Origin of the sequence: Streptacidiphilus sp. EB129, from assembly GCF_041262645.1 — a bacterium.
GTDB lineage: Bacteria > Actinomycetota > Actinomycetes > Streptomycetales > Streptomycetaceae > Streptacidiphilus.
In genome coordinates this window covers 1-25,970 of record NZ_JBGCCS010000003.1, presented here as the reverse complement: position 1 = coordinate 25,970, position 25,970 = coordinate 1, and the positions used below count along the sequence as shown (strand labels likewise).

General features: G+C 72.6%; 25 protein-coding genes. 17 read left to right on the top strand and 8 right to left on the bottom strand.

Features of this window, described 5'->3' with window-relative positions:
• The first annotated feature begins 17 nt into the window (after window positions 1-17).
• The 3 genes from ABH925_RS04300 (at window position 18) to ABH925_RS04290 (ending at window position 3,790) form a co-directional block, all read left to right on the top strand.
• Window positions 18-755, top strand: coding sequence for a FadR/GntR family transcriptional regulator (locus tag ABH925_RS04300; RefSeq protein ID WP_370145453.1), 738 nt, complete (start codon window positions 18-20; stop codon window positions 753-755).
• A gap of 124 nt (window positions 756-879) precedes the next feature.
• Window positions 880-1,638: a gamma-glutamyl-gamma-aminobutyrate hydrolase family protein gene (locus ABH925_RS04295; protein ID WP_370145452.1), complete on the top strand. Its 759-nt coding sequence runs from the start codon at window positions 880-882 to the stop codon at window positions 1,636-1,638.
• 10 nt (window positions 1,639-1,648) lie between these two features.
• Window positions 1,649-3,790 (top strand): alpha/beta fold hydrolase, encoded by a 2,142-nt coding sequence (locus ABH925_RS04290; protein WP_370145451.1) that lies wholly within the window; start codon window positions 1,649-1,651, stop codon window positions 3,788-3,790.
• A 130-nt stretch (window positions 3,791-3,920) separates the two neighbouring features.
• On the opposite strand, the gene ABH925_RS04285 is transcribed toward ABH925_RS04290, so the two are convergent.
• Together ABH925_RS04285 and ABH925_RS04280 are read right to left on the bottom strand one after the other, a co-directional pair.
• A complete protein-coding gene (locus ABH925_RS04285) occupies window positions 3,921-5,195 on the bottom strand; it encodes an MFS transporter (protein WP_370145450.1) in 1,275 nt (424 codons plus the stop codon).
• Window positions 5,196-5,379: 184 nt separating this feature from the next.
• Complete coding sequence (locus tag ABH925_RS04280; protein WP_370145449.1) at window positions 5,380-6,276, bottom strand: oxidoreductase; 897 nt, start codon at window positions 6,274-6,276, stop codon at window positions 5,380-5,382.
• 224 nt (window positions 6,277-6,500) lie between these two features.
• Between ABH925_RS04280 and ABH925_RS04275 the strand changes: the two genes are divergently transcribed.
• Together ABH925_RS04275 and ABH925_RS04270 are read left to right on the top strand one after the other, a co-directional pair.
• Window positions 6,501-7,436, top strand: a complete 936-nt coding sequence (locus tag ABH925_RS04275) for a 5'-3' exonuclease H3TH domain-containing protein (RefSeq protein ID WP_370145448.1) — start codon at window positions 6,501-6,503, stop codon at window positions 7,434-7,436.
• Window positions 7,437-7,602: 166 nt separating this feature from the next.
• On the top strand, window positions 7,603-8,145 hold the full coding sequence (locus ABH925_RS04270) for an NUDIX hydrolase (RefSeq protein ID WP_370145447.1): 543 nt from the start codon (window positions 7,603-7,605) through the stop codon (window positions 8,143-8,145).
• On the opposite strand, the gene ABH925_RS04265 is transcribed toward ABH925_RS04270, so the two are convergent.
• Entirely contained in the window at window positions 8,139-9,617 is a 1,479-nt protein-coding gene (locus ABH925_RS04265) for a helix-turn-helix domain-containing protein (protein ID WP_370145446.1), read from the bottom strand. The two genes, ABH925_RS04270 and ABH925_RS04265, sit on opposite strands and share 7 nt — an antisense overlap.
• Window positions 9,618-9,800: 183 nt before the next feature.
• On the opposite strand from ABH925_RS04265, the gene ABH925_RS04260 reads away from it, so the two are divergent.
• Window positions 9,801-10,031: a hypothetical protein gene (locus tag ABH925_RS04260; RefSeq protein ID WP_370145445.1), complete on the top strand. Its 231-nt coding sequence runs from the start codon at window positions 9,801-9,803 to the stop codon at window positions 10,029-10,031.
• Window positions 10,028-10,216, top strand: a complete 189-nt coding sequence (locus tag ABH925_RS04255; RefSeq protein ID WP_370145444.1) for a hypothetical protein — start codon at window positions 10,028-10,030, stop codon at window positions 10,214-10,216. Before ABH925_RS04260 ends, ABH925_RS04255 begins: the two co-directional genes overlap by 4 nt.
• A gap of 294 nt (window positions 10,217-10,510) precedes the next feature.
• On the opposite strand, the gene ABH925_RS04250 is transcribed toward ABH925_RS04255, so the two are convergent.
• The gene (locus tag ABH925_RS04250) at window positions 10,511-10,963 is read right to left on the bottom strand and encodes a cold-shock protein (RefSeq protein ID WP_370145443.1); all 453 of its coding nucleotides are present in this window, start codon (window positions 10,961-10,963) and stop codon (window positions 10,511-10,513) included.
• A gap of 293 nt (window positions 10,964-11,256) precedes the next feature.
• On the opposite strand from ABH925_RS04250, the gene ABH925_RS04245 reads away from it, so the two are divergent.
• From ABH925_RS04245 to ABH925_RS04220, 6 genes are all read left to right on the top strand, one after another.
• Window positions 11,257-11,388 (top strand): lasso RiPP family leader peptide-containing protein, encoded by a 132-nt coding sequence (locus tag ABH925_RS04245; RefSeq protein WP_370145442.1) that lies wholly within the window; start codon window positions 11,257-11,259, stop codon window positions 11,386-11,388.
• Between the two features lie 113 nt (window positions 11,389-11,501).
• On the top strand, window positions 11,502-13,304 hold the full coding sequence (locus ABH925_RS04240) for an asparagine synthase-related protein (protein ID WP_370145441.1): 1,803 nt from the start codon (window positions 11,502-11,504) through the stop codon (window positions 13,302-13,304).
• Window positions 13,305-13,392: 88 nt separating this feature from the next.
• Window positions 13,393-13,719 carry a lasso peptide biosynthesis PqqD family chaperone gene (locus tag ABH925_RS04235; RefSeq protein ID WP_370145440.1) on the top strand — a complete coding sequence of 109 codons (327 nt, stop codon included), beginning with the start codon at window positions 13,393-13,395 and terminating at the stop codon, window positions 13,717-13,719.
• The gene (locus ABH925_RS04230; protein ID WP_370145439.1) at window positions 13,716-14,207 is read left to right on the top strand and encodes a lasso peptide biosynthesis B2 protein; all 492 of its coding nucleotides are present in this window, start codon (window positions 13,716-13,718) and stop codon (window positions 14,205-14,207) included. The genes ABH925_RS04235 and ABH925_RS04230 overlap by 4 nt, the downstream gene beginning before the upstream one ends.
• Entirely contained in the window at window positions 14,200-15,081 is an 882-nt protein-coding gene (locus ABH925_RS04225) for an Fpg/Nei family DNA glycosylase (RefSeq protein ID WP_370145437.1), read from the top strand. The genes ABH925_RS04230 and ABH925_RS04225 overlap by 8 nt, the downstream gene beginning before the upstream one ends.
• 46 nt (window positions 15,082-15,127) lie before the next feature.
• Window positions 15,128-15,400 carry a DUF3099 domain-containing protein gene (locus tag ABH925_RS04220; RefSeq protein ID WP_370145436.1) on the top strand — a complete coding sequence of 91 codons (273 nt, stop codon included), beginning with the start codon at window positions 15,128-15,130 and terminating at the stop codon, window positions 15,398-15,400.
• A 37-nt stretch (window positions 15,401-15,437) separates the two neighbouring features.
• Here the strand turns inward: ABH925_RS04220 and egtD are convergent, their stop codons facing one another.
• The 3 genes from egtD to egtA form a co-directional block, all read right to left on the bottom strand.
• Complete coding sequence (gene egtD / locus ABH925_RS04215) at window positions 15,438-16,415, bottom strand: L-histidine N(alpha)-methyltransferase (protein WP_370145962.1); 978 nt, start codon at window positions 16,413-16,415, stop codon at window positions 15,438-15,440.
• A gap of 896 nt (window positions 16,416-17,311) precedes the next feature.
• A complete protein-coding gene (egtB, locus tag ABH925_RS04210; protein WP_370145435.1) occupies window positions 17,312-18,679 on the bottom strand; it encodes an ergothioneine biosynthesis protein EgtB in 1,368 nt (455 codons plus the stop codon).
• Window positions 18,676-19,917, bottom strand: a complete 1,242-nt coding sequence (gene egtA, locus ABH925_RS04205) for an ergothioneine biosynthesis glutamate--cysteine ligase EgtA (protein ID WP_370145434.1) — start codon at window positions 19,915-19,917, stop codon at window positions 18,676-18,678. The genes egtB and egtA overlap by 4 nt, the downstream gene beginning before the upstream one ends.
• Before the next feature lie 333 nt (window positions 19,918-20,250).
• Here egtA and ABH925_RS04200 point away from each other — a divergent pair, with 333 nt between their 5' ends.
• Window positions 20,251-20,484, top strand: a complete 234-nt coding sequence (locus ABH925_RS04200) for a hypothetical protein (RefSeq protein ID WP_370145433.1) — start codon at window positions 20,251-20,253, stop codon at window positions 20,482-20,484.
• A gap of 391 nt (window positions 20,485-20,875) precedes the next feature.
• Here ABH925_RS04200 and ABH925_RS04195 read toward each other — a convergent pair whose 3' ends face one another.
• The gene (locus ABH925_RS04195; protein WP_370145432.1) at window positions 20,876-22,237 is read right to left on the bottom strand and encodes a glycoside hydrolase family 18 protein; all 1,362 of its coding nucleotides are present in this window, start codon (window positions 22,235-22,237) and stop codon (window positions 20,876-20,878) included.
• A 280-nt stretch (window positions 22,238-22,517) separates the two neighbouring features.
• Here ABH925_RS04195 and ABH925_RS04190 point away from each other — a divergent pair, with 280 nt between their 5' ends.
• From ABH925_RS04190 to ABH925_RS04180, 3 genes are all read left to right on the top strand, one after another.
• Window positions 22,518-22,730, top strand: a complete 213-nt coding sequence (locus ABH925_RS04190; protein WP_370145431.1) for a dodecin — start codon at window positions 22,518-22,520, stop codon at window positions 22,728-22,730.
• Window positions 22,731-22,776: 46 nt separating this feature from the next.
• On the top strand, window positions 22,777-23,520 hold the full coding sequence (locus ABH925_RS04185; protein ID WP_370145430.1) for a PIG-L deacetylase family protein: 744 nt from the start codon (window positions 22,777-22,779) through the stop codon (window positions 23,518-23,520).
• A 211-nt stretch (window positions 23,521-23,731) separates the two neighbouring features.
• Complete coding sequence (locus ABH925_RS04180) at window positions 23,732-25,798, top strand: phosphocholine-specific phospholipase C (RefSeq protein WP_370145429.1); 2,067 nt, start codon at window positions 23,732-23,734, stop codon at window positions 25,796-25,798.
• Window positions 25,799-25,970 lie beyond the last annotated feature (172 nt).

Sequence of the window (25,970 nt, the reverse complement as noted above, 5' to 3'; positions counted from 1 at the left end):
AAAGGGAAGGGGGTTCGATGAGTGAGGCTGTCGGTGTCGATCCGCTGGCCGCAGCACTGCGGCCGGTGCGTTCGGGGAACACCTTTGAGGAGACCGTCGAGCGGTTGCTGCAGTTGATCCGGCTCGCCCTGGTGCCGGTCGGCGAGCGGTTCCCGCCCGAGCGCGAGCTGGCCGACCGGCTCCAGGTCAGCCGGGTGACGCTGCGCGAGGCGCTGAAGGTGCTGCAGGACTCGGGGCTGCTGGAGGTACGGCGCGGCCGCTACGGCGGGGCGTTCGTGCTGGCCTCCCCCGACGTGGTGTCCGGCGACGGCACCGAGCTGCGCCGGCGCGCCGAGCTGCTCGGCGACCGGCTGGAGGACACCCTGCTGTTCCGCGAGGTGCTGGAGGTGGGCGCGGCCGAGCTCTGCGCGGCGCGCCGGCCGGTCGGCGCGGACGCCCAGCGGCTGCGCGACTGCCTCGCCGCGACCTGCGCCAGCGGCCCCGCCGACTACCGCCGCCACGACACCCGGCTGCACCTGGCCATCGCCGAACTGTCCGGCTCCCCTTCGGTGGCCGCCCAGTACGCGGCGGTCCGCGCCACCGTCAACGAGCTGCTGGACTGCATCCCGCTGCTGCCGCCCAACCTGGAGCACTCCGAGCGGCAGCACGGCGAGCTGCTGGACGCGATCCTGGCCGGCGACCCCGAGCGGGCCAGAACCGCGATGCGCGAGCACCTGGCCGGCACCGGCGCGCTGCTCCGCGGCTTCCTGTCCTGACCGCCCCCACCCCGGAACCCACCCCCGAGACCGGTACAGCCCGCACAGGCCGTACAGCCCGTGCGACCCGTACAGCCCGCTACAGCGCGTCTGCGGCGTTCGACCCGTTGCGAGAGGACTCCCCATGCCCCGCCCGCTCATCGGTGTGACCACGTACCTCGTCCCCGCCGACTGGGGGGTGTGGCGGGGCCAGGAGGCCGCGCTGCTGCCCGTTCGGTACACCGAACAGGTGCAGGCGGCCGGGGGCCTGGCCGTGATGCTGCCGCCGGACCTCCCGGAGGCGGCCGCCGAGACGGTGGCGCGGCTGGACGGACTGGTCGTCAGCGGCGGCCCGGACGTCGACCCGGCCCGCTACGGCGCCGGGCGTGACCCGCGGACCGATCCCGCCGCCCTGCGCCGGGACGCCTGGGAGACGGCGCTGATCGAGGCGGCCCGCGAGCAGCGGCTGCCGCTGCTGTGCATCTGCCGGGGCATGCAGCTGCTGAACGTGGTCTGCGGCGGCGACCTGGTGCAGCACCTGCCCGAGGTGATCGGACATCAGGAGCACTCCCCCACTCCCGGCGCCTACGCGTCGCACCCGGTCACCCCGGTTCCCGGCACCCGGCTGGCCGCGCTGCTCGGCGAGGCCGAGCTGGAGGTGCCGACGTACCATCACCAGGCCCTGCGGCGAGTGGGCGGGAACCTCACCGTCAGCGCCCGCCACCGGGACGGCACGGTCGAGGCGGTGGAGAGCGCGGACGGGCTGGCGCTGGCCGTCCAGTGGCATCCCGAGCAGGGCTCCGACCTGCGGTTGGCCCGGCATCTGGTGCAGACCGCCGCAAGCCGGGCGAAGGCCGGTGACGGACTCCCGGCCGACTCTGGTGCGTACACGGTTCAGCGATGAGGATGGCTCCATGCCAGACAACTCCCGTACCAGGGACCACAGCACCGCGTACGACTCGGACCACACCACCGGGCACGACCCCGCACAGAACTCGACCGCGAAGCCGGCACAGAGCCCGACCGGCGGCACCGGGCCGACGCCCACCGTCTTCCACGACCTCGGGGCCTTCCTCTCCGTCCCCCGCGTCTCCGCACTCGCACTCTCCCCGGACGGCGGCCGGCTGGTGGCCGCCGTCGCCGAGCTCGCCGCCGACGGCACCCGCTACGCCAGCGCCCTGTGGGAGCTCGACCCGGCCGGGGAGCGCCCCGCGCGCCGGCTGACCCGCTCCGCCAAGGGCGAGTCCGCGCCCGCGTTCCAGCCGGACGGCACCCTGCTCTTCCTGTCCGCGCGCCCGGACGCCGATCCGCCCAAAGACGCACCGAAGCACGAGGACCCGGCGCTCTGGGCGCTGCCCGCCGAGGGCGGCGAAGCGGTGCGGCTGCTGGGGTGCCCCGGCGGGATCGGCGGCTACGCCGTGGCCCGGCAGTCGCCCCGGATCGCGCTCAGCACCTCCCTGCTGCCGGGCGCCACCGACGCCGGGAGCGACGCCGCGCTGCGCAAGGCCCGCGAGGAGGCCAAGGTCACCGCGATCCTGCAGGAGAGCGCGCATGTCCGCTACTGGGACCACGACCTGGGCCCCGGTGTCGCCCACGCCGTCACCCTGCCCGAGGCCTCGGCCGCGCAGACCCCGGTCGACTGCGGCGTGCAGACTCCCTACGACCCCGAGCAGGCGCTGTCCCCGGACGGGACGCTGATCGCGTACAGCATCCAACTCGGCGACACCCCGGACGAGTTCCGGTCCGCCGTGGTCGTCGCCGACGCGGCCACCGGCGAGCGGCTGCGGCTGGTCGCGGCCGAGGGACGCGACTTCGGCAGCCCCGCGTTCGCCGCCGACAACCGCACCCTGTACCTGCAGCACTGGTCCCGGTCCGACCCGAAGCACAGTCACGATGTGACCCTGTGGACCGTCGACGCCACCGACACCCAGGACCAGGGCCGGGACCTGCTGCCCGAGTTGGACCTGTGGCCGCTGTCCGCGGTGCCCGCTCCGTCGCCCGGCGTGGTGTTCTTCACCGCCGACGAGCGCGGCCACTGCCCGGTCTTCCGGCTGGACACCGCCGACGGCTCGGTGACCCGGCTCACCGCCTCCGGCTCGTACACCGACCTGGTGGTCTCGCCCGACGGCGGCACCCTGTTCGCGCTGCGCGCCGGCATCGACTCCCCGCCGGCCCCGGTACGGCTGGCCACCGGCGCCGACGACGCCGACCAGCAGCCGGTGCCGCTGCAGGCCCCCGGCCAGGTCGGCCCGCTGCCGGGCACCCTGACCGAGGTGCACACCACGGCCGAGGACGGCACCGCGCTGCGGTCCTGGCTGGTGCTGCCGGACGGCGCCTCGGCCGACGCCCCGGCGCCGCTGCTGCTCTGGGTGCACGGCGGCCCGCAGCTCAGCTGGAACTCCTGGACCTGGCGCTGGAACCCGTGGGTGGCCGCGGCGGCCGGCTACGCGGTGCTGCTGCCCGACCCAGCGCTGTCCACCGGCTACGGGCAGCAGATGCACGACCGCGGCTGGGGCGAGTGGGGCGACAACCCGTACCTGGACGTGATGGCGCTCACCGACGCCGCCCTGGAGCGCGACGACCTGGACGCCTCGCGGACCGCGATGATGGGCGGCTCCTTCGGCGGCTACATGGCCAACTGGATCGCCAGCAGGACCAGCCGCTTCAAGGCCATCGTCAGCCACGCCAGCCTGTGGAACCTGCATGGTTTCCACGGCACCACCGACGCGCCGCACTACTGGCGCCGCGAGATCGGCGACCCGCTGGCCGGCGCCGATCGCTACGACCGGTTCTCGCCGCACCTGCGCGCCGCCGAGATCAACACGCCGATGCTGGTCATCCACGGCGACAAGGACTACCGGGTGCCGATCGGTGAGGCCCTGGGGCTCTGGACCGACCTGGTGCGCTTCGGGGTGCCGGCGAAGTTCCTCTACTACCCGGACGAGGGCCACTGGATCCTCAAGCCCAACAACGCCAAGGTCTGGTACAGCACGGTCCTCGCGTTCCTGGCCCACCACGTCCTCGACCAGCCCTGGCAGCGCCCCGACCTGCTCTGACCCACACCGCCGCGCCCGGCCCACCGCAGGGCGGGCCGGACGCGGCGTGAGCGCGGCGGGTCAGCGCGCCGAGGTCAGCACGGCGGGGTCACGGCGGCGGGGTCACGGCGGCGGGGTCACGGCGGCGGGGTCAGCGCACCGAGCGGATGCGCCAGACCAGGGCGGCGCCGATCAGCGAGGCGAGGGCCGAGGCGAGGTAGAGCGAGCTGTAGCCGCCCAGGCTGTGGATGATCACCGCGGCCAGAACCGGCACCAGCACATACGGCAGCGTGCTCATCTGCCCGGCCACGGCCAGGTCCCGGGCATGGTCGGTGTCCGACGGCAGCACCTGGGTGACCAGGGCCAGGTCCACGCCCACGTACACCCCGAAGCCGACGCCCAGCAGCACCGCGCTGACCAGCGTCATGGTCCAGGTCGGCCACAGTGCCAGCATCACCGCGGGCACCGCCATCACCACCGAGCCGATGGAGACCAGCGGGCGGCGCAGCCCGATCCGGTCGGAGATCCGTCCGGCGACGACCGCGACCGAGACCACCGCGCCCGCGTTGATCGCGACCACTAGCAGCAGGTCGTTCTTGTGGTGCACCACGTCGGTGAGGAAGTAGGGGATGTAGAGGGTGCCCAGGCCGTAGCCGAGGAACATGATGAAGCGGGTGGCCAGTGCCCAGGCGAAGTCCGGGTTGCGGCGCGGGTCGATGCGCCAGCCGTCCAGCAGCAGCCGCCGGCTGAACGGGCGTCGGTCCTGCTCCCTCAGTTGCGGGTCGGGGGTGCTGCGGGCGAAGGGGAACACCAGCAGCAGCGAGGCCGCCAGCATCAGGTAACCGGCCAGGTTGCCCGGGACCAGTCCGACCAGCACACCACCGAGGGCCAGCCCGGCCGCGGCCGGGACCGCCGCCCAGCCCAGCACCCGGCCGCGCTGCGCGACCGGCACCCGGTCCGGCACCACCGTGTTCAGCCCGGCGCCGAGCGCGCAGATGGTCACCGAGAGCAGCAGCGCACCCAGCGACACCTCCCAGACCTGGTCGGCCACGCCCATCCCGACCAGCACCGCGATCGTGGCCACCGCACCCCAGGCCATCCACGGCCGGCGCCGGCCGTACCGGCTCGCGGTCCGGTCCGAGAGCGCCCCGGCCACCGGGGCGGCGATCAGCCCGGCGACGGCTCCGAGGGCGCTGGCCCAGGCATAGGCGGTGACCTTCCCGCCCGGGTCGATCGCGGCGATCTGCTGGGGGATCAGGAAGGTGCTGGGCGACTGCATGGCGATCTGCATGCCGAAGTTCGCCAGGACGAAGCCGGTGAGCCAGCCCCGGCCGACCGGCACGGTGGGCTCCGCGAACGGACCGGCGCCGGCCGGGCGGACGGACGGCGTCTGCTCGGGGGCGTTCTCGTCGGTGAGGTGCGCCATCGCGGGCTCCCAGGGTCTGATGCAGGAGAAAACTTGAGACATGCTCATGTTTTGCTGGAGCACAGACTAGAGAGTGGACCGCCCCCGCACCAGCCCCGCGTCCCCACCGCCTGCCGGCCGCGTCCCGACTGCCTGCCGGCTGCACACCGACCGCACGCCGGCTGCTCGGACGGCGACCCGCCGGTCAGCCGAAGCTGACGCCCGTCAGGTCCTCGGAGACGGCCCAGAGCCGGTCCTGCGCGGCCCGGTCGTGGGCAGTGGCCGCGGAGGCCTTCAGCACCGGCCGGCCACGCCACTCGAACGGACCGTCAGGACCGTAGTAGTGGGCGCCCATCGCGCGCGGATCCGTGGCGGCGCGCAGCGTCGACAGCGCACCCCGGTCCGGCGGCTGCGTGAACGGGGCTCCCGCCATCGCGTTGATCGACTGCAGCGGAGCCGGAACGTGGCGGGTGAGCTCGGTCGCGGAGAATCCGGGGTGCGCGCCCAGCGCGATGGTCTGCGCCCCCTCGGCCGCCAGCCGGCGCTGCAGGGCGTACATGAACATCAGGTTGGCCAGCTTGGACTGCGCATAGGCGCCGACCCGGTGGTAGCGGCGCTCCGACTGCAGGTCGTCGAAGTTGATCCCGCCCCGGGCCAGCTTGTGGGCCAGGCTGCCGAGCACCACCACCCGGGAACCCGGGACGTCGCGGAGCCGGTCCAGCAGCAGCCCGGTGAGGGCGAAGTGCCCGAGGTGGTTGGTGCCGAACTGGAGCTCGAAGCCGTCGGCGGTGCGCTGGTGCGGCGGGACCATCACCCCGGCGTTGTTGATCAGCAGGTCCAGCCGGTCGAAGCGTTCGTGGACCTCGGCGGCCGCCGCCCGGACCGAGTCGAGCGAGGCGAGGTCCAGTTCCAGCAGTTCGGTGGCGCCCCCGATCAGCGTCGCGGCGGTCCGCGCCTTCACCTGGTTGCGGCAGGCCAGCACGACCGTGGCGCCACGCTCCGCCAGCACCTTCGCGGTCTCCAGCCCGAGGCCGCTGTTGGCCCCGGTGACCAGGGCGATCCGCCCCGACTGGTCGGGTACATCGGCGGCGGTCCACGCCATGACGGTTCCTCCTGGTGAGCGACGCGGCGGGTCGACCGCTGACGGACTTGTCCGGCATGGTCTCAGACTGCGCCGGCATCCGGATACCGGCGAGTTTGGAGGAGCCGCCCGGCGGGTAACCCCGGTCCGTCGGGGACAGCCGGGCCCGGCCGCACGAGGGCGCGACCCATGGATCCGTGACATTGGGCCAGCCCTCACCGCAGTCTGCGGCATAGTTTCGGACTATGACCGCACCTGCGCCCCGGCTGATGCTGCTGGACACCGCCAGCCTGTACTTCCGTGCCTTCTTCGGCGTCCCCGACTCGCTCCGCTCCCCCGACGGGAAACCGGTGAACGCCGTACGCGGACTACTGGAGTTCATCACCCGGCTGGTGCACGACCATTCCCCGGATCAGCTGGTGGCCTGCTGGGACGCCGACTGGCGGCCGGAGTGGCGGGTGAACCTGATCCCCACGTACAAGGCCCACCGGCTGGCGCCGGACTCGCCGGTCAAGGGCTCCGAGGAGATCCCCGACGGCCTGTCCCCGCAGGTTCCGGTGATCGAGGCGGTGCTGGACGCCCTCGGCATCGCCCGCATCGGCGTCCCGGACTACGAGGCGGACGACATCATCGGCACGCTCGCCACCCAGGCCTTCGGCCCGGTGGACGTGGTCACCGGCGACCGCGACCTGTTCCAGCTGGTCGACGACGCCCGCGGGGTGCGGGTGCTCTACCCGATCAAGGGCGTGGGCACGCTGCAGCACACCGACGAGGCGCTGCTGGTGGAGAAGTACGGCGTCACCGGCTCCCAGTACGTCGACTTCGCGGTGCTGCGCGGCGACCCCAGCGACGGCCTGCCCGGCGTCGTCGGCATCGGCGAGAAGACCGCGACCAAGCTCATCGCCCAGTACGGCGACCTGGCCACGATCCAGGCCGCCGCCGCCGACCCGGCCAGCACGCTCACCCCCGCCCAGCGCAGGCGGCTGATCGAAGGCGGCGAGTACCTCGCCGTCGCCCCCATCGTCGTCCGCGTCGCCCAGGACGTCCCACTGCCCAGCTTCGACCCCACCCTGCCCCGCGAACCGCTCGACCCCGTCGCCCTCGAAGAACTCGCCGAACGCTGGGGCCTCACCACCCCGCTCCGCCGCCTCCTCGACACCCTCGCCGCAGCCGGCGCCTAGGCTGACGCACCCGAGTGGTTCAGTTCCGCGGGTAACGCCGCATCATCCGCCCGCCTGGCCCCCTGACGAGGACTACATCAGGGGGCTGCGGATCTGCACCAACGCCGAGCCCGGCCCCGTGAGAAGATGACCCCCCTGCGACCATCGGGACTCCAGGGGACCTGCGTTGAGCGAGTGGACCGTACACGGCAGCCGCACCATCTACACCAGCCCCTGGGTCGAACTCGACCTTGTCGACGTCGAACCCCCGGGCCACCCCCGATACGAACACCATCTCGTGAAGTGGGCACCCGTCGCCGCCACTGTCCTCCTCAACGACCGGGACGAAGTCCTGCTGATGTGGCGGCATCGCTTCGCCACCCAGACCTGGAACTGGGAAATCCCCTCGGGCATCGTCGAAGCGGGCGAGGATCTGACCGTCGCGGCCGCCCGCGAAGTCCTTGAGGAAACGGGCTACCAGATCGACCCGCGGCGCCTCGTTCCACTCGCGTACAACCAGCCGATCGGCGGCATGTCCAACGCTGAGCACCATGTCTTCCTCGGGAGGGACGCGGTGCACGTCACCGAACCCGTCGACGCTCACGAGGCGGACAGAATCGAGTGGATCCCGCTCGACCGCATCCACGAGATGATCGATCGACGGGAGATCGTCGCTGGAGTCGCTGTGACCGGACTACTACAACTCCTGGCCCGCCGCTGCGCCTACTGAGCCGCCGCGCCAACGGCGACGAGTTCCCGCAGCTGGCGCACAGCAGGTAGGCGGGCCCCTCGATTCGGTACAGCGGCCAGTAGATCCCGGGCGCGCGTCACAACGATGCCCGTCAGATGCTCGCGCGGGACATGGTCGAGGATCCGCTCGGCGGCCTGACAGGCGATGCCGATCTCCCCGACGCGCAGTAGGCAGGTGGCTTGGTCGAATCCGATCAGGGCCCGGTCCAAGTGCTCCGCCGGAGAGTAGAGGCCCCAAGCGGCTTCCAGCGGGCCCTGCACCCGGCGGGTATCGCCCAGCACCGTGTACATGCTGCCCTCGTGCCAGCGCAGCTGCCGCTCTGTGTACCCGTATGCGGTGTCACCGATCTGGTCAGCGGGCAGCCGGGCGAACGCATTCCGCGCCAGGCGCATCGCGGCCTCGGCGTCAGCCAGTCGACCAAGGCGGGCGAGGGATCGGGCCTCCAGGCTGGGCGCCCAGGCAGCGGCGGAGCAGGGCGTCTTGCCCGCGACCAAGCGGGCACGTTCAGCCAGCTCCAGGGCCGCGTGGGGCGTTCCGAAGTAGAAGGGGATCACGGCCTCTCGGGCGAACAGCCACGCCCGCAACGCGCGGTCGCCGGTCTCATCGGCGGCGACCTGGGCAGTTCGGAACCAAGCCCGCGCTTCCCGATGCTCACCAAGCGCGACCAGCGCGATCCCCGCTGTACCCGCCAATTGGGCGGCGACTCGGCACAGACGGGTACGCATGTCGCTCGACTGCCGGCGTTCCAGCAGGGCGTGGACGTCGAGGAAGTCCTGCACGCTCTCACTGAGCAGGGTCAGCGGGGGGCTCATCTGGTAGGCGTGGCCATATTCAGTGGCGCTGCGTTCCAACTGCTCGATCGTGGTCTCGCCGACCGTGGCACTCTCCAGGGTGTCAGCCATGGATAGGCGCACATCCGCGAGAGCGTCGAGGACCCCCATCGACAGGGATGCCCCGGCATGAGCAAGAAGGCCGCGCAGTATTGCGCGCCGGCTGGACCGTTTGGCCTTCTCCTCCAAGGAGGGCTCAGTGCGCCCTGTATGTAAAGGCCGTGACGGATCTGCCGCAAGGGGCCGCACCTCATCGTCTCCGATGACCGCGTCCGACAGGGTGTAGTCGTTGCCGAACCCGAGGCGGTCAGGGCGTGTGGCATACAGGCGACACAGCCGGTCCAGGTTCGCTGCCCCTGGAGTACTCCGCCCGGTCTCGAACGCACTCAACTGCTGAACCGTGAGCTTGGCATCGCGGACACCTGTGTGAACACAGATCTGCACGAACTTGGCGACCGCGTCCTCCAAGGTCCAGCCACGGGCGAGGCGGTGGGCCTGAAGGAGACCAACAGAGCACTGCTCACCAATGGCGCCCGAAAGCTGCCAGGACGACCAGTGTTCCCGAGTCGCAACCTCACGCAGGCGTGCGGCTGTGGCCTTCTTCGGATCGGTGCGGGGCATCGCGCCCTCCCGGTTTCTGTGGCTCCGGCCTCTACGGTAGGGCTGCATTGTGGCTGCGGGACGCTGATTTCATATCCGCTGTGCGAGGAGACCCATGTATTCACTGGCTCCGTATGACGAAGTCTCGTCTTCGCACAGATCTCGTCATTGCCGCTCTTCCCAACCGGGACCACCTTGGCTCTCATGAACGAGATGAGGCCCTTTGAGGCAGCAGAACTCGGGGTGTCACGGCACCCTCTGACGGCACCGCAGGACTTTCGGGTGCGGGTCGCCCGCAATGATCTGGAGCGGGCCCGTCAGCTCGAGCTGGGCGGTGCTCCAGCGGCCGAGCTACTGCTCATCGTCGGGGCGCTCACCAGCAGCCTGTACAACGTGCTGCAGTTGGTCGGGGACCTGGCGGAGGTGACGGAGTGACCACACCCACCACCGGCCCACGCCCGGCCCGCATGTGCGACTTCTGCCACCTGCCCGCCGAAGGCATCACCGTCCGCCAGCGCCCCGGCGACCCCACGTCCAGGCGCGTGGCGATCAACCATGAGGACTGCTTCCGCGAGTACATGACCGGCCTGCCGATCGTCCTGGCCGAACCGGCGTCATAGCCGCACGACCTCGACTCCCGCCCAGGCCCGCTAAGCACTGCGGAGGCTGCCCAACGGCGCGGTCACGCCCGTGCCGTGGGGGTTGCCCGGCATGGCGCCCATCGCTGCGCGGTTCTCCACCAACGCCGGGCGGAGCAGAAGACCGAGCACCCGGACCCGCCACTTCGCAGCGCTTCGCCCCGTCGATCCAATGATGGACGAGGCGAAGCATGCCTCGAGTCAGCCAACCGCGTCCGCCCGAAGAGGCGGGGCGGGGGCATTCGCGCACCGGTCCGCCGTGCGGGTTCTGGCGGGTCAGTCCTCGACCCAGCCGTGGCCCTGGGCGAAGCGCAGCAGCGCGGCGCGCAGCGCCAGGACCTGTTCGCCCGTCAGCTGCGACGCGGAGGCCAGCAGCAGTTCGGTGACGTCACGACGGAACTCGTCGACGCCGAGGACGTCGCACATCGGCTCCTCGCCCGGCTGGTCCGCTGCCCGCGCGGCCGACCACGGTGCCTGGGCCACCCGCGCGGGCTCCGGCGGGTGCGCGAGGGCCGCCGCCTCGGTGCCGGGCGCGAAGCGCACTCCCGTCGCCTTGAGGCCCCGGTCGCCGGTGGCGACCTCGAACTCGACCGCGAGCCCCGAGCGGAGATACAGCTCCGGGATCAACAGGTCGTTCACATGCAGGAAGACATCCTCCCCGCCCTGCTCCGGGGCGATGAACCCGTATCCACGCCCCGCGTCGAACCTCACCACACGCCCAACAGCCACGTCACACTCCCCAACCACCAGACAAACCCACCACTGATCCTTCTCACGCCGATCGTAACCAACGAGTCAACGGGACGGAGCGGATCCCGAAGATCTGATTCACCATCAGTTCCCCACGAGGTCAGGCCGATAGCCCGTCCCGGCTCGGACGCCAGCTCGGTGCCCGCTCCTTGGTTTGACTACGATTCATCATATGGAGTGATCCCGCCAACCTGCCCGTTCCTTCGCCGAATCACCGGGCATCAGCCCTCCAGGCAGGTACAAGCCGTATACAGACGGAAGGAGATCGATCCATGCAGGACCAGCATGACGAAACAGAGGTGTACGAACCGCCGATGCTGGTGGAGGTCGGGGAGTTCGGCGACATGACGCTCGGGTTCTACGAGGGTGTCTCCACCGACACCTGGTACACGTACTACTTCTAGGGGCGGTGAGCCCAGCGGCCGACGGTGGCCGGGTCGTGCCCCGGCCACCGTCGGCCCCACCGGCGCTCCAGCAGTACCAGCAACCCCAGCGCACCGCGGAGGACGGCCGAACGATGGCTGAGGAATGGTTCGTCGTCTTTCCCGACAGTGACGCGGGCCGGGCCGCGGCGCGCGGACTTCGTCCGTCCGCGCGCCAGACGGTCGACCACGTCTCGGGGCGGCCCTGGCTGCTCGGCCGCTGGCCGCCCGGGGATCTCACCGTCGCCACGGCGGGGACGGTGCGGATGGCCCTGCTCGGGACCGGTCCCACGGAGGCCTCGCTGGCGACCCGGGTGGGCCGGGTGCGCTCGGTCGACGACGCGGACGCCGCCGTCGCCGGGGCGGCAGGCTGCTTCCACCTGCTCGTCTCGGCCGGCGGCCGGGTGCGCGCCCAGGGCACCCTCGCGTCGGTGCGCCGGGTGTTCCACGCCCGGTACCGCGGGGTGGAGATCGCCGCCGATTCGGCGTACACGCTGGCCCGGCTGATCGGCGCCGACTGGGACCGGGCCTGGCTGGCCCTGCGGCTGAGCCTGACCACTGCCCCGTTCCCGTTCCACGAGTCCAGTCCCTGGCGGGGCGTTCGGGCTGTGCCCGGCGGCCACTGGCTGGCACTGGAACCGGACGGGACGGCCGCCGTACGGCCGCACTGGACCGCGCCGGAACCGGCGCTGCCGCTCGCCGAGGGAGCGGTCGCGGTCCGGCAGGCGCTGACCGCCGCCGTGGACGTCCGCACCGCCGACGGCGGCACGGTCAGCAGTGACCTGTCCGGCGGTATGGACTCCACCAGCCTGGCCTTCCTCGCCGCGCGCGGCCCGGCCCGGCTGGTCACCTACCGCTGGGCCGAGCACGACAGCGGCAACGACGACGCCCGCTACGCCCCGCTGGCCGCAGCCCGGTTGCCGCAGACCCTGCACATCGTCCATCCGCCGCAGGACGTCGCGCCGATGTTCGGCGACCTGGCTCCGGACGCCTCACCGGCCGATCCGGACGAGCCCTTCGCCTTCGCACGCAACCGGCAGCGCATCGCCCACGTGGCCCGCGCGATGGCGGCCGAGGGCTCGCGGCTGCACCTGGCCGGCCATGGCGGCGACGAACTGTTCCGGATCGGCCCCGGCTACCTCTACGACCTGTTCCGGGAACGCCCGTTGGCCGGACTGCGGCACGTCCGCGACCACCGGGTGCAGGGGCGGTGGTCGACCGTGTCACTGCTCAAGGCACTGGCCGACCGGCAGTCCCCGGCCCGGGAACTGGCCGCCCGGGCCTCCGCGCTGACCGCTCCGGTACCGCGCCCGCGCGACGTCGAGTTCGGCTGGACCCACCCGCACCGCATGCCCGGCTGGACCACCTCCGACGCCGCGGCCGCCGCCCGCGACCTGCTGACGGAGGCCGCCCGGGGGACGGTGGAGCCGCTGGCGCCGCAGCGGGCCCAGCACGCCGTGCTGCTCGCACTGCGCTCCGGCGGGGTGGCGCTTCGGCAGGCGGACCGGATCAGCGCCGGGTACGGCGTCCGCCTGGCCGTTCCCTATCTGGACGACCAGGTGGTCGGCGCGGCCATGGCGGTGCGACTGGCGGACCGCAACTCCCCCTACCGCTTCAAACCGCTGCTGGGCGCCGCCATGCGCGGGATCGTCCCCGACCCGCTGCTGGACCGGACCACCAAGGGCGAGTTCAGTGCCGACTTCTACGTCGGACTGCGCCGCCACCGCCGCGACCTGCTGGCCCTCTTCGACGAACCACTGCTCGCCCGGCATGGGCTGGTGGACGCCGCCGCGGTCCGGGAGGTGCTGCTGCGTCCGCACAAGAACACCACCGAGCTGGTCCGCCTGGACGCCACCCTGGCCTGCGAGATGTGGCTCCGGGCGGTCAGCCCGGCCTGACCCCGGGTCCGCTTCGCCCCTTCCGCTTCCAGTCCCCACTCCCCCTTCTCCGGCCCGATCCCGGCCGCCACCGAGGTGACCCAGAGACATGACCCGACCGACCCCACCCCTCGCGCTGCGCCGGCATGTGACGGCGACCCCGACCCCGGACGGCATGGTGCTGCTCGACCAGCTCTCCGGCACGTACTGGCAGATCAACGCCACCGCCGCACTCGTGGTGCGGGCCCTGGTGGCCGGCGCGAGCGCCGAGGAGGCGGCTGCCGCCCTGACCGCCGCGCATCCCTCGGCGGCGGACCGGGCGGCAGCCGATGTCGCGGCCATCGTCCAGCAGCTCGACCAGGCGCGGCTGATCGAACCGGGTCTGATCGAACCGGGCCGGGCTGACGGCCGGGACCGGCAGGAGGAGGCCCGTTGAGCAACGACCTCGTCGTCGCCCCGCGTGAGCCGCTGCGGTTGCGGCACCGGCCTGCGGCCCTGTGCGCGGTCACCGTCGCACGGCTGCTGTCCCGGCTCCCGCCGTACCGCATCAGCCAGGCGCTGGGGGTGCTGCGCAGAGGCGCGGATCCGGCCGGTGCCGAGCAGACGGCCAGGGCCAGGGCGGCGGTGATCACCGTCAGCCGTCGCTGTGCGAGCCACCGGGGCTGCCTGCAGCGCTCGCTGGCCACGGCGGTGCTGTGCAGGATGCGGGGCGTCTGGCCCACCTGGTGCACGGGGGTGCGCACCCAGCCGTTCCGCGCCCACGCCTGGGTCTCGGTCGACGGCGAACCCGTCGGCGAACCCCACCCCGCCGACTACTACACCGCGATCATGACGGTCCCCCCGCTGCCCACACCTGACCGGCGGGGCCGCGGGGGTCCGGGCGGCGGAGCGGGCGGCGCGGACGCAGACTGGGGGCATGCCTGAGCTGCCGGAGGTGGAGGCGCTGGCCGGGTTCCTCGGCGACCACGTCGCCGGACGTACCGTGAGCCGGGTGTCCGCGCTGGCCGTGCACGCGCTGAAGACCTACGATCCCCCGCTCTCCGCACTGGAGGGACAGGTGTTCGACGGGGTGGGGCGGCACGGCAAGTTCCTGGACTTCCGGGCCGGGGGGCTGCACCTGGTCGTGCATCTGGCCAGGGCGGGGTGGGTCCGCTGGCACGACGCACTGCCGGAGGCTCCGCCGCGCCCCGGCAAGGGGCCGCTGGCCCTGCGGGTACGGCTGACGGACCCGGGACTGCCGGAGCCGGCGGGCCCCGGGTTCGACGTGACCGAGGCGGGCACCCAGAAGCACCTCGCGGTCTACCTGGTACGCGATCCGCTGGACGTTCCCGGTATCGCGCGGCTCGGACCCGACCCGCTCGCCCCGGGCTTCACCCTGACGGCCTTCGCCGAGCTGCTCAGCGGCGAGCGCCGGCAGATCAAGGGGGTCCTCCGGGACCAGAGCACGCTCGCCGGGATCGGGAACGCCTACTCCGACGAGATCCTGCACGCCGCCCGGATGTCCCCGTTCAAACTCGCCGCCGCCCTCTCGGAGGACGAGGTCGCCCGGCTCCACCAGGCGGTCGGCAGCACCCTGCGCGACGCGGTCGAACGCTCCCGGGGACTGGCGCTCAGGGACCTGAAGGCGGAGAAGAAGAGCGGGCTACGGGTGCACGGGCGCACCGGAGAGCCCTGCCCGGTGTGCGGGGACACCATCCGTGAGGTGTCCTTCAGCGACTCCTCGCTCCAGTACTGCCCCACCTGCCAGACCGGCGGCAAGCCGCTGGCCGACCGGCGGCTTTCCCGGCTGCTGAAATAGCGCGCGCGACTGCCGTCAGGGCGCTGCGGGGTCGTAGCCTGGGAGTGTGCAGGCACACCGACGCCATGTCAGGTACTTCGTCATGATGAGCGTCTGCGTAGGGATGTTCGTCGTGGCGTGGGGGTTCGTGCGCTTCTACTCGGTCGGCGCGGCGGTCGGCATCTGCGTGGTCGCCATGGTCATCCCCCCGGTCGCGGCCGTACTGGCCAACGCGCGCGACCGGGACGACGACTGGTGGGACGACCCGCGCTGGGAGGACCCGGAGTGGAACAGGCCCGGCCACGACCGCGACCGCCCCGACCACGAGGACCGCGCGTAGCCGCCGTCACCGTAACCGCCGATGCCCGTCGCCGCCGTCACCGGCTGGGCACGGCCATCAGCAGCGCGAAGCGGGCGCCCGGGTCGGTCCACCAGTGCCGGACGGTGAAGCCGGCCGCGTCGAGTTCTGCGGTCAGCGACTCACGGCGGAACTTGACCGAGATCTCGGTGCGCAAGGCCTCACCGGCGGCGAAGTCGACCGACAGGCCCACCGCCGGGATGCCGACCCGCTGCGGAGACCGGGCGACCAGGTGCATCTCGACCCGCGACTCGTCGGCGTTCCAGACCGCCCGGTGGTCGAACGCGTCCGGATCGAAGTCGGCGCCCAGTTCCCGGTTCAGCACCGAGAGCACGTTCTTGTCGAACGCGGCGGTGACACCCTGGCTGTCGTCGTAGGCGGCGACCAGCACCGCCGGGTCCTTGACCAGGTCGGCGCCGAGCAGCAGGACGTCGTCGGCGCTCAGCGCGTGCCGCAGCATGCCGAAGAACAGCGCACGCTGGGCCTGGTCGAGGTTGCCGATGGTGCTGCCCAGGAAGACGAACAGGCGCGGGCCCGGTTCGTCGGTCAGCGCGAGGTCGTGCTCGAAGTCGGTGACGGTGGCGGTGACCCTCAGCTCGGGGTAGTCGCGGCAGATCGCCTCGCCGGCCTCGGCCAGCGCGGAGACGCTGACGTCCAGCGGGGTGTAGCGGCGCAGGGTGCCGGCGGCGGTGAGGGCGTCCAGCAGCAGCCGGGTCTTGCGGGAGGAGCCGGAACCCAGCTCGATCAGGGTCGCGGCCCGCCCGGCGGCGGCGATCTCGGGGGCCCGCCGGGCCAGGATCTCCTGCTCGGCCCGGGTGGGGTAGTACTCCGGCAGATCGGTGATCTGCTCGAAGAGCTTGCTGCCCCGGTCGTCGTAGAACCACTTCGGCGGCAGGGTACGCGGCGGGGCGGACAGCCCGGCCAGTACGTCGGCACGCAGAGTGGAGGCGAAGTAGTCCTCGGGCAGACGGAGTTCGAGACTGAAGCGGTCGTTCATCCGATGCTGTTCCTTGCTGTGCGGGTGGCGCAGGGGGGTGCAGTGGACGGAGGCCGGAGTGGCCAGCAGCAGCGAGTGCTCGGGGACTTCGCGCCACTCGCCCTGGTCCGGATCAAGGCCCAGGTCGGGCTCGGAAGCGACGACCACGCGGCCCGGAGCGCTGCGGTACCAGAGGGTGTCGCCGTGCCGGGTGGCCGCGATGGTGTGACCGTCGGTGAGCAGCAGGTTCAGCCGGGCGTCCGGTCGCGCGTCGGCGACCTGGCGCACCACGGCGGCCAGCACCAGGCCGGCCGGCTCGCCCCGGCGCAGCCGCAGCGCGACCATCGCCCACAGCAGTGCCGAGTCGGAGCGGGCGTCCAGCGCCAGCAGGTCGGCGGGCTCAAGACCCGTACCCGCCAGCGGCAGCCGGGTCCAGTCGGGGACGAAGCCGTTGTGGCTGAACAGCCAGCGGCCCTCACGGAACGGCGCGGCCGCGGACTCGTCCCGGCTGGTGCCCTCCGACGCGGAACGGACGGCGGCCAGGAAGGCGTGGCTGTGGACGGTCCGGGCCAGGTCGGGCAGGTTGCCGTCGGTCCAGATCGGCACCGCGCGCCGGTAGCGGGCCGGCCGGTCCTCCTCGGCGTCGGCTGCCTCTGCCGCTTCGGCGCTCACCCCGGACTCCACGGCCGCGGTGGACAGATCGGCGGACTCCGCCGGTTCCGGGGGCTCGTCCGCGTCGGCGGCGTCGGGCGCCTCGTGGTCCGTGGGGTACCAGCCGATGCCGAAGCCATCGGCGTTGACTCTGCCGTGCCGTTGCAACCGGGGCGCCCAGGACTGCTGGTACAGCCCCTGCGCCGGCTCCAGGATCAGCGCGGCCGGCGTGGTCACCGGTCCGAGGTAGGCGAGATGACGGCACATCAGCTGACCTCCCGATCGGCGTCCCGGGCTGCGGTGCCACGGGGTGCGGTGTCGCTCGGGTCCGCGTCGCGGGCGGTGCGGAAGCCGGAGAAGATCTGCCGGCGGATCGGGTAGTCCCAGTTGCGGAAGGTGCCCCGGCATGCGACCGGGTCCACCCCGAACGAGCCGCCGCGCAGCACCTTGTACTCCGTCCCGAAGAAGACCTCGGAGTACTCCTTGTAGGGGAAGGCGGCGAAGTCCGGGTAGGGCAGGAAGTCGCTGGAGGTCCACTCCCACACGTCACCGGTCAACTGCCGTGCCCCGGAGGGCGCCGCGCCGGCCGGGTAGCTGCCGACCGGGGCCGGCTCCAGGTGGCGCTGGCCGAGGTTGGCGTGCTCGGCGGTCGGGTCGGCGTCGCCCCAGGGGTGGCGGCGCGAGCGGCCGGTGTCCGGATCGTGCCGGGCGGCCTTCTCCCACTCCGCCTCGGTCGGCAGCCGGCGGCCGGCCCAGCGGGCGTAGGCGTCGGCCTCGTACCAGCACACGTGGAGCACCGGCTGGTCCGGCGGGACGGGCTCCACGGTACCGAAGCGGCGGCGCAGCCAGGCGCTGCCGTCGCGCTGCCAGAACAGCGGCGCGGTCAGCTCGGCCTGCTGCCGGTGCTTCCAGCCGTCCGGGCTCCACCAGCGCGGGTCACCATAGCCACCGTCGGCGATGAACTCCTGGTACGCGCGGTTGCTGACCGGCACGGTGTCCAGCCAGAACGCCGGGACGTCCACGCGGTGCGCGGGGCGCTCGTTGTCCAGCGCCCAGGGGTCGGTGTCGGTGCCCATGGTGAACGGCCCACCCGGCACCAGCACTTCGGCGGGCAGCCGGCCCGTATCCGCCGGCGGTGGTGCCGGGGCCTTCAACACGGCTGGACCGAGCCGTAGTTGGTGGGTGGCGAGCATGGTCTCGTCGTGCTGCTGCTCATGCTGCGCGATCATCCCGAAGACGAAGCCTCCGGCCAGCAGTGGGTTGCCGGTCTCGTCGAACCGCGCGGCGTCCAGGACCTCCAGCGCCTGGTCGCGTACCGCGCGGATGTACTGCCGGGCGGGTTCGGGGGGCAGCAGCGGCAGGGCGGGGCGGTCGGCACGCTGGTGGGCGAAGGCGTCGTACAGCGGGTCGAGGTCGGGCCGCAGCGCCGGTCGGCCGCCGGCGGCCCGTACCAGCCACAGCTCCTCCTGGTTGCCGATGTGCGCCAGATCCCAGACCAGCGGGGACATCAACGGGGAGTGCTGGGCCTGCAGTTCGGCGTCGTCCAGGCAGTCGGTGAGCGCCAGGGTCCGGATCCGCGCGGTCCGCAGCGCCGCCGCGGCGTTCGCCCGGATGGCGTCGGGTTGCTCGTTCACCTGCTGATCCCTTCCAGGAGGTCGTCGGCCGGACAGCGGCCGCGCTCGGCATAGCTCAGCGCGAACTCGGCCACGCCCTCCCGCAGTTCGGCTTCGACGGCGGAGTCCGCCAGCGCGCCGAGGGCAGCGCTGAAGCAGGCCCGGACCGCCTTGCCGAGCGCCGGGTCGGCGGGGCCGAGCCGGGCCGCCCGCCACCAGACCGGCTCCGGGGGGAGCACCGACCCGTTCGGGCACAGCGGCTCCGTGGCGTCCCAGGCGGCATAGGCCGCCGCCGGGTCGTCCAGCAGGGTGGCGGCGAGGACCAGCGGCACGGTCCAGCCGTCGCCGCGCTGGGCGTCGATCATCCGCAGCTCCAGCCAGCCGCGCGGGCGAACCGGCGGGAACAGCGTGGTCAGGTGGTAGTCCAGGTCCGCCGTGGTGGGCGGGCGCAGGCCCGGCACGCCCCGGGTCCAGTCCCGGAAGGTCAGCCCGTACGGCGCGTCCCAGTCCTCGGGCGGGTCGCGGCGCAGGCAGAGCAACGGGGCGTCCAGTGCGTAGCGGGCCCAGGACGCGCGGGGGTCGCCGTGGTACGCCGGGGGGCGGGTACGGCTGGGGTCCATCCGCTGCCACACGGCCCGCCGCGAACTCCGCCAGCCGGTCGGCTTGCCGTGCCACAGCGGCGAGTTGGCGAAGGCGGCGACCAGCACCGGACCGAGCCGGTGGGCCAGTTCCCAGCGGAAGCGGTAGCCGCGGGGGCCGTCGCTGTCGTCCCCCGCGTCCAGATTGACCTGGACGGCGGCGGTGCTGCGCATCATCAGCCGGCCCCAGGGGCCGCCGTGGTCCAGGTACGCCTCCATGGCCCGGTAGCGGGGGTGGTCCAGCACCCTGGGCGGATCCAGAAACGGCTCCAGGGCGCTGTCGGCGAGGACCAGGCCCTCGGCGGCGAACGCACCGCGAATCGCCTCCGCGTCGTTGCGGGCACCGGCCGCGCAGGCGGCCAGGGTGGCAGCCGGCGGGGTGCTGAGCTCGACCTGGCCGCCCGGCTCACGGGTCAGCCGACCGCGGGCCGGGAGGGCGCCCGGAGCCGTCCACGGATCCAGGGCCCTGTCGATACGTCGGGGTGCGACCTCCCGGCGCGGGTCGGCGGCGTCATGCGCCAGCCATTCCAGCTCCACACCGGTCCGTGCGGGCGGCCCGGTCTTGAAACACACGCCGTAGACATGGGCCTGCGCCTCCTGCTCCGACACCCCGGCGGCCATCAGACCCCACTCCTCGTTCTCTCGTTCTCTCGCGTGCAGCCCTGTCTCGCTCGCAGCCCCTACACAAGTCGGACCCACCGTGTGGACGCCCGCAACTCGAACGGGGGTCATCGAGTGTACATACCAGTCGGTACAACCGAGGCATACCTCGGCCTTCGCCCGGCTGATCACCAGGGCCCGCCCCGGATCCGTCCCGCCGGCCGCGACACGCGCGTCACCCGCCACCGAAGTCACCCGCAGGGCGGATACCCCCGACCTCGCAGGATCCCGGCACGCGGGTGGGCGGGCCCGGCCGTACGGTGGAGGAACACCGCATCAGAGGAGGCGACGACCATGCCCGGATCCGTCACGATCGGCCACATGCACCCCTCGGTGAACCTCGGCCACGATGACGCCGCGCGGCTGGCGCACGTCATGGCGCACCTGTCCACGATGCTGGAGGCGCCCGGCCCCAACCGGATCAGCGACGCCCAGCTCACCGCTCTCTGCGAGGGCGAGTCCGGGAACCGCCCGGAGCTCGCCGCGTGGGCCCGCCGACTGGCCACCCACCTCCACTCACACACCTGACCGCCACAGCACAGACCGCCGCCGCGCGGCCCGTCACAACGCCGACCTCGGCAACCCGGCCGGCCACACTCCGACGCCGCACGCGGGGTCCAACCGCCGCAGCACCGGCCGTCACGGCACGGCACCGGCCGTCGCCCCCGGGGTCTAAGCGGCTCCCCACCCAACCCGGGGCACCAACGGCGGTGGGGGGGGGGGGCGGCCCCCCCCGCCCCCCGCCCCCCCCCCCCCCCCCCCCCCCCCCCCCCCCCCCCCCCGCCCCCCCCGGGGGGGGGCGCCCGCCCCCCCCCCCCCCCCCCCCCCCCCCCCGCCACTCCCACCCCGCGCGCCGCCCGCACCTGCGGCCGCACCGCCCCCCGCCCCCGCCCGCGGCAGGCGGCCCGCGCCGCGGGGGTCAGCGTCCGTTCAGGCCCGCGCCGAGCGCCGCGGTGAGCTGGCCGTCGGAGGTGTCACCGTCGAGCGACCAGACCATGGTCCCGCGCAGGCCGGCCGCGCGGATGTACTGGCCCTTGATCCAGACCGAGGCCGGGCTGTCGTAGGTGTAGAACGTGCCGGAGGCGGCGTCGTACTTGTACGGCTCCGCGGACAGCGGGTCGAAGTAGGTCTTGCCCGGGGCGGCGACCACCTGGTTGTAGTTGGGCGTACCGCCGCCCGCGGTCGCGGTCTGGAACAGCCCGTCGCCGTGGGGGCCGGGGGCGACGCCGGTCCACGAGTGGGCGTAGTAGGGGATGGACAGCGAGATCTGGTCCGCCCGCACCCCGTGCTGCTCGTAGTACTGGACCGCCTGCGTCACGGTGTACCGGTTGTTCGCCGGGTTCGGGTCGCGCGGGTCCTGGAACAGCGCCGAGGCGAAGTCGGTCGGGCCGGCCGGCTCCCAGCTGCCGTGGTAGTCGAAGGTCATCACGTTGAACCAGTCGACCACCTTGGCGATCTTGTTCAGCTCCAGCGCGGCCGCGGTGGCCGGGTTGGCCGAGGTGTTGGCGGTGAGCAGGTAGTGCGTGCCCTGCGGCGCGGCGGCGTCCAGCTGAGTGCGGAACTCCGCCATCAGCGCGGTGTAGTCGGGGGTGTCCTGCGGGCCGTAGGGGTTGCCGTTGCCGGGGGCGCCGGGGTACTCCCAGTCCACCGCGAAGCCGTCGAAGATCCCGGCGGCGGCACCGGCCGGCAGGCCGGGGATGTTCCCCTTCAGGTACTGGTCCACGCAGGAGGAGACGAACTTCTGCCGTCCGGCGGCGGTGGCCGCGAGCCCGGAGAACTGGCTGGACCAGGACCAGCCGCCGATCGACATCACGATCTTCAGCTGGGGGTAGGCGGCCTTGAGCTCACGCAGCTGGTTGAAGTTGCCCAGCAGCGCCTGCCCGGCCGCGTCGGCCTGTCCGGTGACCGACTCCCCCGCCGCGAACGGCCGTTGGTAGTCCGCCCAGCTGTCGCCGCTGGCACAGGTGCCGTCCGCGGCGATGTTGCTGAACGCGTAGTCCAGCTCGGTGAGGTGCTTGATCTCACCGGAGCTGATCAGGTTCTTCTCGAAGAAGCCGCTGTAGATGCCCCACTGGGTGAAGTAGCCGACCAGCTGCTTCTGCGCGTGGCCGGACGGGGACTGCGCGTTCACCGGCACGCCGGTCCGCTCCTGGGCGCCGGCGGGGGCGGCGCCCAGGAGCGCGGCGGCGCAGGCGGTGGCGGTGGCCGCGACGAGCACCCGGCGGCGTCGGGCGGATCTGGCGGACCCTGCTGCGGGTCCGGCGGGGACGTGGCTGGACATGGGCTCTCCTCATGGGCTCTGCATGTCGGGGTACGTCACGGAGGCATGCCGGCGCCGCGCTCCGCGCAGGGCGCGGGGGCGCGTTCAGCCGCGGTCGGACACCACGCATCAACCACGTGGTATAGACCATATGAGCGCTAGGTATAGTCCAATGCCGGGGAGCCGGTCAATGGCCCGGACACCGCCCGGAGTCCCCGCCCGCCCGGCGCTCGGCGCGCGCACGGCCCACGGGTGCGGCAGGGTGGAAGGGCTGGAGTCCAACGACCCACTGGAGCCCGCCATGAGCACCCCCACCTACCGCGTCACCGAGATCGTCGGATCCTCGCCGGACAGCGTCGACGCCGCGATCCGCAACGCCCTCACCCGCGCCTCGCAGACCCTGCGCGGCCTGGACTGGTTCGAGGTGACCCAGGTCCGCGGCAGCATCGTGGACGGAGCGGTCGGCCAGTTCCAGGTCGGCCTGAAGCTGGGCTTCCGCCTGGAGGACTCCTGACCCCGCCCCCGGCCCAACAGGGAAGGAACACCAAGGGGTTCGGGCCATGAACGAACCGGAGACCCAGCTGTTCGAACCGGTCGACGAGAACTGGCAGTCCGCCCTCGCGGTGGTCGCCCATCCCGACGACATGGAGTACGGCGCCGCCGCGGCGGTGGCCCGCTGGACCGCGCGGGGCAAGTCCGTCGTCTATGTGATGGTGACCAGCGGCGAGGCCGGGATCGACGGCATCGACCCGGAGCGGTGCCGACCGCTGCGCGAGGCCGAGCAGATCGCCTCGGCGGCGGTGGTCGGCGTGGATGTGGTGGAGTTCCTCGGCCACCGGGACGGCGTGGTCGAGTACGGCCTGCCGCTGCGCCGGGACATCGCCCGGGCGGTGCGCCGGCACCGCCCGGAGGTCGTGATCACCACCAACTACCGTGACAGCTACGGCGGCGGCTTCCCGAACCAGGCCGACCACATCGCGGTCGGCCGGGCCACCCTGGACGCGGTGCGGGACGCCGGCAACCGGTGGGTGTTCACCGAACTGCGCGCTGAGGGGCTGGAGCCCTGGAACGGCGTCCGGATGCTGCTCGCGGCCGGTTCCCCCGAGGCCGGGCACGCGGTCGACACCACCGATCACTTCGGCCAGGGCCTGGCCTCACTGAAGGAACACCGGGCCTATCTGGAGGGCCTGAGCGGCCCGATGGCCGACCCCGACGAGATGCTGGAGGCCTTCGGCCGCACCGCCGGAGCCCGCCTCGGGGTCCGCTACGCCGCCGCGTTCGAGGTGGTCTCCCTGCGTGGCTAGGCCTCGGCCGCGGATCGGCCGACGGCGACGGCAACCTGCCGGGCGTGCCCCGATTCCGGGGCGCGCCCGGCTTTGTATGTCGGTTGGATAACGAGTCCAGTCCAAGTAGTGGGCGGGGCTTCATGTTCCTGCCACCTTGTACGGGGGCTGCGGACATCTGGTGACCCGATAGTCCCGACATCGAGCCTGTCACCCAATTCCGGAGGCCCCCGTGGCGCCCGTCACCCGTCGTACCTTCCTCGGCTCCGCCGCCGCCCTCGGCGCGGCACTCGGACTTGAGGCCCTTCCCGGTTCGGCCCCCTCAGCCGCTGCGGCGACCACGGGGACGATCAGCGACGTCAAGCACGTCGTGGTGCTGATGCAGGAGAACCGCAGCTTCGACCACTACTTCGGCAGCCTCAAGGGCGTGCGCGGCTTCGCCGACAGATCCGCGATCGCGGTGGCCGGCGGCAACTCGGTGTTCAACCAGCCCAACGGCTCCGGGCGGCAGTACCCGTGGCAGCTGAGCGCCAACAACACCTGGTACTTCGGGGTCAGCCACGAGGAACTGGCGCAGTGCGACGGCTCGCTGGACCACGGCTGGAGCACCCAGCACTCGGCCTGGAACAACGGCAAGATGGACAACTGGATCTCCGCCAAGGGGTCCAACCGCACCATGGGTTACCTGAACCGCAGCGACATCCCCTTCCACTACGCGCTCGCCGACGCCTACACGGTGTGCGACGCGTACCACTGCTCCATCCTCAGCGCGACCGGCCCGAACCGCACCTACCTGTGGGGCGGGATGATCGACCCGGCCGGCACCGCCGGCGGCCCGGCCTCGGACGGCGGCTCGGAGTCCGGCCTCAGCTGGCAGACCTACGCCGAGTCGCTGCAGAACGCCGGCGTGAGCTGGAAGGTCTACCAGAACGCCAACGACAACTTCGGCGACAACGGCCTGGCCTACTTCAAGCAGTTCGCCAACGCCGCCTCCAGCAGCCCGCTCTACCAGCGCGGCATGTCCTCGGTGCCCAGCACCGGTTCCACCCCGGACGACATCGCCGCCGCGATCCGGCAGGACGCGCTCAACGGCACCCTGCCGCAGGTCTCCTGGGTGGTCGCCAACCAGGCCTTCTCCGAGCACCCCGACGGCCCGCCGAACGACGGCGCGCACTTCGTGAACCTGGTGATCCAGGCGCTGGCCGCCGACCAGGCGACGTTCGACTCGACCGTGATGTTCCTCAACTACGACGAGAACGACGGCTTCTTCGACCACGTGCCGCCGCCGGTGCCCCCGGCCGGGACCGACGCCGAGTTCGTCAACGGCACGCCGATCGGCCTGGGCTTCCGGGTGCCGATGGTCATCGTGTCGCCGTGGACCCGCGGCGGCTGGGTGGACTCCCAGGTCTCCGACCACACTTCGGTGATCCGCTTCATGGAGACCTGGACCGCGGCGCTCGGCACCCCGGCGGTCTGCAACAGCATCAGCAACTGGCGCCGCACCGTCTGCGGCGACCTCACCGGCGCCTTCGACTTCGGCAACCCGGTCTACGGGCTGCCCTCGCTCCCCGCCACGGGCACCGTGATCGGGCAGGGCACCTGCAACGTCATGCCCAACCCGGGCCCGACCACCAACTCCCTGCCCGCCCAGGAGCCCGGCACCCGCCCGGCCCGAGCGCTGCCGTACCAGCCCAACGGCAACGTGGACCACCTGGAGTTCGACGCCAACGGCAAGACCCTGCTCTGGATCAACATGGCCAACCAGGGTGTCCAGGCCGGCAGCGCGGCCCACTTCTCCATCTACGCCAACGCCTACCGCAGCGGCGGCCCCTGGCAGTACACGGTCCCCGCCTACAACCCGTCCACCGGCCAGGACGGCACGGCCAGCGACTTCTTCAACATCGGCACCGGCTATGGCGACGGCAAGTACGACCTCACCCTGGTCGGCCCGAACCGCTTCCTGCGCCACTTCGCCGGCGACGCCACCGCCGCCGGCAAGGACGTCGAGGTGACCAGCTCCTACGCGATCACCTCCAGCACCGGCAAGCAGGCCCTCTGGCTCGCCATGGCCAACTCCGGTACCGCCACGGCCACCTTCACCATCACCACGAACAACTACCGCACCGACGGCCCCTGGACCTACCAGGTCCCGGCCGGCGGCAACGTCTCGGACTACTTCAACGCCGTGGCCTACAGCAACGGCTGGTACGACTTCACGGTGACCGTCGACATCGACGCCTCCTGGTCGCGCCGCTTCGTCGGCCACATCGAGACCGGCGCGGCGAGCGTCAGCGGCTGACCCGACGGCCCCGGCCTCCCGGGCAGCCGAGTACGAACCGGCCGGGGGGGGGCCGGGGGGGGCCCCCCCGGCCCCCCCCCCCGGGGGGGGGGGGGGGGGGGGGGGGGGGGGGGGGGGACCGGGGCGGGGGGGGGGGGGCCCCCCCGCCCCCCCGGGGGGGGGGGGGGGGGGC